Source organism: Dokdonella sp., from assembly GCF_036518555.1.
In the GTDB taxonomy this organism is placed as follows: Bacteria; Pseudomonadota; Gammaproteobacteria; order Xanthomonadales; family Rhodanobacteraceae; genus Dokdonella_A.
The window spans coordinates 1-9,228 of the sequence record NZ_DATDMY010000290.1; the positions used below are offsets into that span (position 1 = coordinate 1).

At 70.7% G+C, this 9,228-nt stretch carries 7 protein-coding genes; all 7 read right to left on the reverse strand.

The window, feature by feature from the left end:
- Positions 1-197 precede the first annotated feature (197 nt).
- The gene (locus tag VI238_RS15745) at positions 198-1,301 is read right to left on the reverse strand and encodes a PLP-dependent cysteine synthase family protein (RefSeq protein WP_331653060.1); all 1,104 of its coding nucleotides are present in this window, start codon (positions 1,299-1,301) and stop codon (positions 198-200) included.
- On the reverse strand, positions 1,298-3,235 hold the full coding sequence (locus tag VI238_RS15750) for a pyridoxal phosphate-dependent decarboxylase family protein (protein WP_331653062.1): 1,938 nt from the start codon (positions 3,233-3,235) through the stop codon (positions 1,298-1,300). The genes VI238_RS15745 and VI238_RS15750 overlap by 4 nt, the downstream gene beginning before the upstream one ends.
- 107 nt (positions 3,236-3,342) lie before the next feature.
- On the reverse strand, positions 3,343-5,616 hold the full coding sequence (locus VI238_RS15755; protein WP_331653064.1) for a nitric-oxide reductase large subunit: 2,274 nt from the start codon (positions 5,614-5,616) through the stop codon (positions 3,343-3,345).
- Between the two features lie 80 nt (positions 5,617-5,696).
- Positions 5,697-6,455: a cyclic nucleotide-binding domain-containing protein gene (locus tag VI238_RS15760; protein WP_331653066.1), complete on the reverse strand. Its 759-nt coding sequence runs from the start codon at positions 6,453-6,455 to the stop codon at positions 5,697-5,699.
- An 18-nt stretch (positions 6,456-6,473) separates the two neighbouring features.
- Positions 6,474-7,856, reverse strand: coding sequence for an oxygen-independent coproporphyrinogen III oxidase (gene hemN / locus VI238_RS15765; RefSeq protein WP_331653068.1), 1,383 nt, complete (start codon positions 7,854-7,856; stop codon positions 6,474-6,476).
- Positions 7,857-7,943: 87 nt separating this feature from the next.
- Positions 7,944-8,639: an SDR family oxidoreductase gene (locus tag VI238_RS15770; protein WP_331653070.1), complete on the reverse strand. Its 696-nt coding sequence runs from the start codon at positions 8,637-8,639 to the stop codon at positions 7,944-7,946.
- A 57-nt stretch (positions 8,640-8,696) separates the two neighbouring features.
- Positions 8,697-9,228 (reverse strand): HlyD family secretion protein (locus VI238_RS15775; protein WP_331653072.1); only part of this gene is annotated, 532 nt, incomplete at its 5' end.

The following is a 9,228-nucleotide window of genomic DNA, read 5'->3' on the forward strand; positions in this document are numbered from 1 at the left end:
CGCTCGCGCAGATCGCGCGCCTGCGCGAATGCGTCGCGCACGTGCGCGATGCATTGCTGCGATTCGAGCGGGCGACGCCGCGCGAGGGCGCGTGGCGTCGCTCGTACGAAGCGCTGCAGGCCGAAGTGCGCGAACTGCGCGCGATGCTCGATCCGGCGCGGTGAGGCCGACGCCGGCACGCGCCACGCCAGGGGAGGTCAGGCCTTGCGCCAGCGGCCGTCCTCGATGCAGGCGCGCAATGCCGCGTGCCACGGTCGCGGATCGATCGCGCGCGCGGCGAGCCACTCCGCGTCGAACAGCGTTTCGGCATAGCGATCGCCGCGATCGCAGAGCAGGCTGACGATGCTGCCGCGCTCGCCGCGCGCGCGCATCGCGCATGCCAGCTGCAGGCAGGCGACGAGATTGGTGCCGGACGATCCGCCGTAGCGGCGGCCGAACAACGCCTCGAGCCACTGCATCGCCGCGATCGACGCCGCATCGGTCACTTCGGCGACTTCGTCGACGACGTCGAACAGGAAACCCGGCTCGACGCGCGGCCGGCCGATGCCTTCGATGACCGTCGGCGAACTCGCGCGCGCATCGGGGTCGCGCCCGGGCCAGCCGCGCGCGAACGCGCCGCCGGCGGGTTCGGCCACGCACAGGCGGGTCGCGAGCCGCCGATAGCGCAGGTATCGCCCGATCGTCGCCGACGTGCCGCCGGTGCCGGCGCCGCAGACGATCCACGCCGGAGCGGGATGCGGTTCGCGGGCGAGCTGGCCGAGGATCGACTCGGCGATGTTGTTGTTGCCGCGCCAGTCGGTCGCGCGCTCGGCGAGGCCGAACTGGTCGAGATGGCAGGCGCCGTAGGCCGCGTGCACGCGCGCGCGCGCCTGCACCGAGGGTGGATCCTCGACGAGGTCGCAGGTGCCGCCGAGGGCTTCGACCGCGCGGATCTTCGCCGGCGCGGTGCACGCCGGCATCACGGCGGTGAAGCGCAGGCCGAGCAGCCGCGCGAACCAGGCCTCGGCGATCGCCGTGCTGCCGGACGACGCATCGACGACGTCCTGGCCTTCGCGCAGGCGGCCGTTGCACAGCGCGTACAGGTACAGCGAACGCGCGAGGCGGTGCTTGAGGCTGCCGGTCGGATGCGCCGCTTCGTCCTTGAAGTAGAAGTCGATGCCGGGAAACCCGGGCAGGGCGAGCGCGAGCAGGTGCGTGTCGGCCGAGCGCGCCGCCTCGCGCGCAAGGCGCTCGATCGCTTCGTGGACCCACGCGCGCGCCGCGTCGCTCGCGCTGCGCAGCCGTGTGTCGGCATCGTTCATGCGACCTCCGCTACGCGATCGAGCTCCGCCGCGCAGCGCGCAAGGAAATCGAAGTACTGCTCGACGTAGCTGATGCCGCGCTCGCGGTCGACGAGATACGGGTTCATCAGAGTGTGGCGAAGGATCAGCAGCGGTTCGTCGCCGTCGCCGGCGACGAGGCCGAGCGCGCCGAAGATGCGCGCGTGCTCGCTGCCGAGCAGGCCCGCGTCGAGCGTCGTCCACGAGCCGAAGAACTCCTTCGTCTGCAGCGGCTGCCGCGGGTCGGCGCGCAGCAGCGCCTGCAGGCGCCGCATCCATGCGTTCGCACCCGCGGGCGAGCGGTTGCCGAGCGGGTTGAGCGCGAGGCACACGAGGTTGCTGTCGGGCTCGAACGGCACCAGCACGCGCAGGCGCGCGGCCTGTTCGGCCGCGAAGCGTTGCGCGCACGCATGGAACGCCTCGGCCGCGCGCACCGTCGCGCGCGGCAGGCGGCCGAAATGGACGTGGTCGAGCGGCAGCACCTTGTGCGCGACGTACACGGCGGCGGCGGCCGCGCCCGGGCGCGAGCCTTCGGGGATGTACGGACCGAGCGCACGATGCCGCGCGAGGTAATCGTCGCCGCCGCCGCCGTGGAACACGTAGTCGGCGCGCTCGGCCAGCAGGCCGATTGCGCGATGGTCGCGACAGACGAACGCACCGCTGCCGAACGGCAGGTAGCCGAGCTTGTGCGGATCGACCGTGACCGAATCGGTGTCGCCGAGCGCGGCGAACGCGGCGTGCACGGCCGGTGCCGGGAACCGCTCGAACTCCGCCGCGACGGCCTCGCGCGGCCGCAGCGTGCCGTCCTCGTTGCGGAATACCGTCGCGAGATAACCGCCCCACGCGGCGTCGACGTGCACGGCGAAATCGAGGTCGCGCTCGCGCGAGCGCAGCCGCGCGTCGAGGATGCCGTCGACCGGATCGATCGTGCCGTACTCGGTGCTGCCGAGCACGGCGACCGCCATCAGCACCGGCTCGCGTTCGGCGGCGCACCGCTCGAGCGTCTCCTCGAGCGCATCGAGGTCGAGGCGCATCGCGCGCGTCGGCAGCAGGCGCAATCGATCGGCGCCGAGGCCGATGAGCTTGATGCCCTTGCTCCACGAGTAGTGCGCCGTGATCGGCGCGAGCACGCATGGCGGCTTCAGTTCCGCATGCGCAGCGAAGAAGTCGACCAGGCCGCGCTGTTCGATCCGTTCGGCATCGACGCGCCGGCGCCAATGCGCGCGCTCGGTCGCGGGCCGCGCGCCGAGCCAGCGCTGCCATGCGTCGAACAACGCGATCGCATCCGCGGTGGCGAGGTTGAACGCGCTCCAGTCGTCGTCGGGCAGGTCGAGGTCGGGCACGCGGGCCGCGCGCAGCGCGATCGGGAATGCCTTCAGCGCCAGCGCGAGGCGCAGCGCCTGGTAATTGGCGAGCGTACCGCCGCTGGTGAGGTGGCCGAGCGCGCAGTCCGCGCGCGTCGTGTCGTGCGGGTAACCGATCATGCGCGCGAGCTGCAGGCCGACCTGGATCTCGAGGTCGACCGTGACCGGCGCGGAATCCTCGCTGACGTTGTTCGGGTTGTACGGCAGCGTGAGGATCTGCGCGGCGAGGCCGGGCAGCAGCAGGTCGGACGCCATGTGGCCGATGTAGCGCGGGCTGTGGAACGGAACCGAGCGCTTCAGCGCGGCCGACAGCTGGTGCAGCTCGCGCCGCATGCGTGCCTCGAAGGCGAGGAAGTCCGGATGCTGCGCCGCTTCGGTGCCGATCGCGGGTGGGTCCTCGGGATGGAAGTTGCGCCGCCAGTAGACGTGGTCGCGCAGGAACTCGACCAGCAGCTTTTCGAGCAAGGCGTCGTTCTCGCCGTACGGGCCGAGGAAGCAGGCGTCGAGTGCGTAATCGTGCGCGTGGGTCGGGGAGCTGGGCGCGGGAACCATGGTCGTCGCATCGGGAAGTGTGCCCCGAGCATGCGCGGTTGCGGTGGAGCGCGCGTTGACCGGCGTCAAGCGCGGAGGTGGCGCGGCGCGCCACCTCCGCGCCGGGATCAGGCGCGATCCTCCACGACGTCGCCGATGCGCGCGGGTGCCTTGCGCGGCGCGATCCACAGTCGAAGAACGAACCAGCCGAACAGCAGCGCGCCGACCGCGAAGATCGTGTCGCCGGGCATGCGCATCCAGATCAGCAGGTGCACGATCGGCTGATCCATGAAGTGCTCCGAGCGCGCGAACCAGTAGCCGCGATCGAGCGCCGCCGACAGCTGCAGCACGCCGAGCGGCAGCAGGGTGAGCAGGGCCATCAGCGCAAGGCCGATGTTGAGCGCCCAGAACGCGCCGCGCAGGCGGCCTTCGTTCCATTGCACCGCGGGCCGCAGGCCGCGCAGGCAGAACAGCATGAGGCCGAGGCCGAGCATGCCGTACACGCCGAACAGCGCCGTATGGCCGTGCAACGGCGTGAGGTTGAGGCCCTGCATGTAGTACAGCGCGAGCGGCGTGTTGATGAGGAAGCCGAACAGGCCGGCGCCGACGAGGTTCCAGAACGACACCGCGAGGAAGAACATGATCGGCCAGCGGTAGCGCGCCATCCACGGCGTCGCGCGGCCGTGCGACCAGGTCTCGTACGCTTCCATGCCGATCAGCGCGAGCGGCACGACTTCGAGCGCGGAGAACGATGCGCCGAGCGCGATCACCGCGGTCGTCGTGCCCGCGAAATAGAGGTGGTGGAACGTACCGAGCACGCCGCCGGCCATGAACACGATCGTCGCGAACAGCACGTTGACGGTCGCCGTGCGCGCGCGCACGAGGCCGAGCTTGACGAACAGGAACGACATCACCGCGACCGCGAACACCTCGAAGAAGCCTTCGACCCACAGGTGCACGACCCACCAGCGCCAGTACTCGACGACCGAGATGTGCGTGTGCTCGCCCCACATGAGGCCGGCGGCGTAGAACGCGGCGATCGCGACCGTCGACAGGAACAGCAGGCCCACGATCGAGGCCAGATCGTCCTTGCGCCGCAAGGCCGGCCATAGCGCGCGCCCCATGAGCACGAGCCAGAGCACGAGGCCGACGAACAGGAAGATCTGCCAGAAGCGGCCGAGGTCGACGTATTCCCAGCCCTGGTGACCGAACCAGAAGTTGTTGCCGAGGCCGAGTTTCTGCATCACCGCGAACCATTGGCCGGCGAACGCGCCGACGACGATCACGAGCAGGCAGCCCCAGAGGACGTTGACGCCGAGGCGCTGGAACTTCGGCTCATGGCCGGACACCGCCGGCGCGATGTAGAGCCCGGTGCCGAGCCATGCGGTCGCGATCCACAACACCGCGAGTTCGGTGTGCCACGAGCGCGACAGCGAGTACGGCAGCACCTCGGAAATCGCCATGCCGTAGAAGTCCTTCTCGACCTGGTAGTGCGCGGTGACCGCGCCGAGCAGGATCTGGGTCAGGAACAGCGCGATCACGACCCAGAAATATTTCGCGGTCGCGCGCATCGACGGCGTGATCCTGAGTCCCGCGAGCGGATCGCTCGCGGGCGGGGCGAGGTGCGGCTCGTTGCGGTGCCAGACCGCGTAATGCCACGCGAGCAGGCCGATGCCGGCGATCATGAAGAGCACGCTGAACACGGTCCAGAGGAACGCGCTCGGTGTCGGCGTGTTGCCGACCATAGGGTCGTAGGGCCAGTTGCTCGTGTAGCTCATCGTGGCACCGGGGCGCGTGGTCACGGTCGCCCATGCGCTCCAGAAGAAGAATGCGGTGAGCTCGCGCCGATGCGCGTCGGTGTCGACGGTGCCGTCGCGCATCGCGTAGGTCGCCCGCAGCCTGGCGCTGGCCGGGTCGTTGCTGAACACGCTCTCGTAATGCGCGGCGACGTTCGAGATCGCGATCGCGCGGTCTTCGGACACGGCGATGGTGCCGCTGGCGTCGTCGTAGGTATTCGACCGCAGTTCCTTGCGCAGGCGCGCCTTGAGCGCTTCCTGGCGGCCTTCGTCGAGCGAGTCCCACGCGGCGCCGTCGTCGCGTCGCGCCCACAGGCCGAGCAGCTGGTCCGCTTCGCGATGCAGCCAGTCGGCGCTCCAGTCCGGCGCGATCAGCGCGCCGTGGCCCCAGATCGATCCGAGCTGTTGGCCGCCGATGCTCTGCCAGACCTGCCGGCCGGCCTCGATGTCGGCGCGCGTGTACACGACGTGTCCATTCGGCGCGGACACGCGTTCGGGCACGGGCGGCGCCTGGTGGTAGATCTCCCGGCCCATCCAGAGCAGCACGGCGAACGTGACGCCGAGCAGGCAGCCGAGGGCGATCCAGAGACGGGATGTCGTCGACATCGCAGCACTCCTTGTTATTGGTGTCGCGATCGTGCCGCCCACGCGATGCGGCTGCACTGACGTGGATCAAGCCGTGCGCGTCAGCGGTCGAGGATCGGGCGCGCGAGCGCGTACAGCTCCGCGGGGCGGGCGAGCGCGAGTTCGCGGCCATCGACCTTGATGAGGCCCTGGTCCTGGAAGCGGCGCAGCACGCGGCTGACCGTTTCGGCCGCGAGGCGAAGGTAGTTCGCGATGTCGCCGCGCGACATCGCGAGGTGCAGCGTGCCGGGCGGGAAGCCGCGTTCGGCGTAGCGCCGCCCGAGCAGGACGAGGAACGCGGCGAGGCGCTCGTCGGACGAGTAGTCGCCCGCGAGCAGCGCCTTGCCGCCGATGTCCTTGCTCATGCGGCGGAACAGCTCCTGCTGGATCCCGGGCAGGCGCGTCGCGAGCGTCGACAGTGCGGGAAACGAGAAGCGGCACACTTCGACCGGCTCGAGCGCGACCGCGTCGCACGGATAGGATTCGGGATGGATCGCGTCGAGGCCGATGAGTTCGCCCGGCAGGTGGAAGCCGAGCACGAGTTCGCGGCCGTCGAGATCGACGACGCGTGTCTTCACCGTGCCGCTGCGCACGGCGTAGATCGCGCCGAAGCGGTCGCCAGTGCGGAACACGGCCTCGCCGGTCCGGTACGGACCGACGTGTTCGACCAGGCAGTGCAGTTCGTTGAGCGCGAGCTTGTCGACGCCGCGGTCGCAGCACACCGCGCCGAACGCGCAGGTCGAGCAGAAGCGCAGCGCGTCGCCGTCGTCGGCGATCGGGCTGCGCGCGAAGCGGCCGCTCGTCACCCGGTCCTCGCCCACGCGCACCTCCGGCGGTGTTCAGACCGCGCGAGAGTAGCGGATATCGGGGCTCTCCGCATACGCGTCGAAGCAACGCGCGATGTTGCGCAGCAGGAAGCGGCCGCGCGGCGTCACGCGGATGCGCGCGGGGGAGGACTCGACCAGGCCGTCGTCCTCGAGCGCGCGCAACTGCCGCAGCGATTCTCGGAAGTACAACGGGAAGTCGAGCGCGTGGCGCTCCTCGAATGCGGCGACATCGAGGTCGCCGCTGCACATGAGCTGCTGGATGGCGTCGGCACGCACGAGGTCGTCGTCGTCGAGGCGCAGGCCGCGCGCGACCGGCAGGCGGCCGTTGTCGAGCGCGGCATAGTAGCCGACGAGATCCTTCGCGTTCTGGCTGAAGGTGTCGCCGACGTGGCCGATCGCACTCATGCCGAACCCGACGAGGTCGCACGCGGCATGGGTCGAGTAGCCCTGGAAGTTGCGATGCAGGGTGCCGTTCGAGAGCGCGCGCGCGAGGTCGTCGTCCGGCAGCGCGAAATGGTCGACGCCGATGTGCACGTAGCCGGCTGCGGTGAGCATCTCGACCGTCTGCTGCAGCAGGGTGAGGCGCGTCGCCGCATCGGGCAGTTCGTACTTGTCGATCTGGCGCTGCGCCTTGAAGCGTTCGGGCAGGTGCGCGTAGCCGTAGGCGGCGATGCGATCCGGCGACAGCGCGATGACCTGCTCGAGCGTCGCGGCGAACGACTCCGGCGTCTGCCGCGGCAGGCCGTAGATGAGGTCGAGGTTGATCGAGCGCGCACCGCCGCGGCGCGCGCCGATCATCACGGCTGCGGTTTCGTCGACGCTCTGCACGCGGTTGACCGCGTGCTGCACCGCCGGGTCGAAGTCCTGCACGCCGATCGAGACGCGGTTGACGCCGGCCGCGGCGATCTGCCGCGCGTAGTCCTCGCTGCAGAAGCGCGGGTCGAGCTCGATGCCGAACTCGCGGCCTGGGTCGCGGCTGAAGCCGAAATGGCGCTCGAGCGAGTCGACCAGTTCGATCAGCTGTTCGACGTCGAGGAAATTCGGCGTGCCGCCGCCGAAATGCAGCTGCGCGAGCACGCGGTCGCGGTCGAACCGCGCGGCGACGAGTTCGATCTCTCGATGCAGGCGGGTCAGGTAGGCCGCGGCCTTGCCGCGGTCGTGGGTGATGATGCGTGCGCAGCCGCAGTAGAAGCACGGCGACAGGCAGAACGGCACGTGCACGTAGGCGGAGAGGTCGCGCGGGATCGGATCGCCGTTGGACGCCTTGATCGCGCGCAGCAGTTCGGCCTCGCCGAAGCTCGCGCGAAAATGCGGCGCGGTCGGATACGAGGTGTAGCGCGGCGCGCCGACGTCGTAGCGCGCGATGAGGTTGCGGTCGAAGGCGGTTGCGTTCATGGACGCGATCATCCGCGATCCGCGCGGCACCGCCTTGACGCCGGTCAAGTCGGCGCGCCGCGGCGTGCGTCGGCGCGCCGCCCGGGTTCAGCCGAGATAGGCCGGCGGCGTCGCGGCGAAGCCAGCCTTGACGCGCCGTGCGGTGTCGTCGGCGAGCACTTCCGCGGCGCCGGCCTCGATCCCTGCGAGCACCGCGTGCGCGATGTCGGCGGGCTTCGCCTTCGGCGCATCGACGCCCTTCACCATGTCGGTGTCGATGTAGCCTGCATGTACGGCGACGACGAGCGTGCCCTGCGCGCGCAGTTCGTGGCGCAGGCCGTTCGTGAGCGCCCATGCGGCGGCCTTCGACACCGAGTACGCGCCCGACTGCGGCAGGCTGATCCAGCTCAGCGCGGACAGCATGTTGACGAGTGCGCCGCCACCGTTGCGGCCGAGCACGGGGGCGAACGCGCGGCTCACCGCGAGCATGCCGTGCAGGTTGGTCTCGAGCACGCGACGCAGCGCGTCGTCGCCGCCGTCGGCGAGCAGCGGCGTGCCGCCGATCACGCCCGCGTTGTTGACCACGAGGTCGACGTCGCCGCAATCGCGTGCGGCCGCGGCGACCTGGCCGGCGTCGTCGATGTCGAGCCGCACCGGCACGACGCCCGCGAGCGTGACGGTCGACGGATCGCGCGCGGCCGCGTAGACCTTGCGCGCGCCCGCGTCGAGGAGCGCCTTCGCGTAGGCGAGCCCGAGGCCGCGGTTGGCGCCGGTGACGAACGCGGTACTGCCCTGGATCTTCATGTTCGTATCCTTGATGGAGGTTGCGATGCGCGGCGGACGCCCGTCCGCTGCGGGCTGTCAGCGCGAGGCCTGCTCGTTCGCGGGCCGGTCGAGCGCCACGGTGACCGTGCTGGACAAGCCGGCTCGCAGGCGCGCGAGCGCGGGCTGACCGGGATCGAAGCGGATGCGTACGGGCACGCGCTGCACGATCTTGGTGAAGTTGCCGGTGCCTGGCTCGAACGGCAGCAGCGAGAACTGCGAGCCGGAGCCCGGCGCGAAGCTGTCGACGCGGGCGTCGAGCGTCTCGCCGGGCAGCGCGTCGACGACGACGCGCGCGCGTTGGCCGACCGTCATCCGCGCGGTCTGCGTCTCCTTGAAGTTCGCGACGACGTAGAGCGCGTCGAGCGGCACGACGGTCATGAGGCGCGTGCCCGGTTGCACGTAGTCGCCGGGCTCGACCTGGCGGTCGCCGACGACGCCGTCGATCGGTGCGCGCACGAGCGCGTTGCGCTGGTCCTGCAGCGCGAGGTCGAGCGCCGCCTGCGCGGTCGCGCGCGCGGCTTCGGCCTGGGCGAGGTTCGCGCGCAGCGTCTCGCCGCGCGCGTCGGTG

What these genes read in the sequence shown, in the direction of transcription:
- VI238_RS15750 (WP_331653062.1), bottom strand. Translation starts at nt 3,235, where the DNA reads ATGGTTCCCGCGCCCAGCTCCCCGACCCACGCGCACGATTACGCACTC.
- VI238_RS15755 (WP_331653064.1), bottom strand. Translation starts at nt 5,616, where the DNA reads ATGTCGACGACATCCCGTCTCTGGATCGCCCTCGGCTGCCTGCTCGGC.
- hemN (WP_331653068.1), bottom strand. Translation starts at nt 7,856, where the DNA reads ATGAACGCAACCGCCTTCGACCGCAACCTCATCGCGCGCTACGACGTC.
- VI238_RS15745 (WP_331653060.1), bottom strand. Translation starts at nt 1,301, where the DNA reads ATGAACGATGCCGACACACGGCTGCGCAGCGCGAGCGACGCGGCGCGC.
- VI238_RS15770 (WP_331653070.1), bottom strand. Translation starts at nt 8,639, where the DNA reads ATGAAGATCCAGGGCAGTACCGCGTTCGTCACCGGCGCCAACCGCGGC.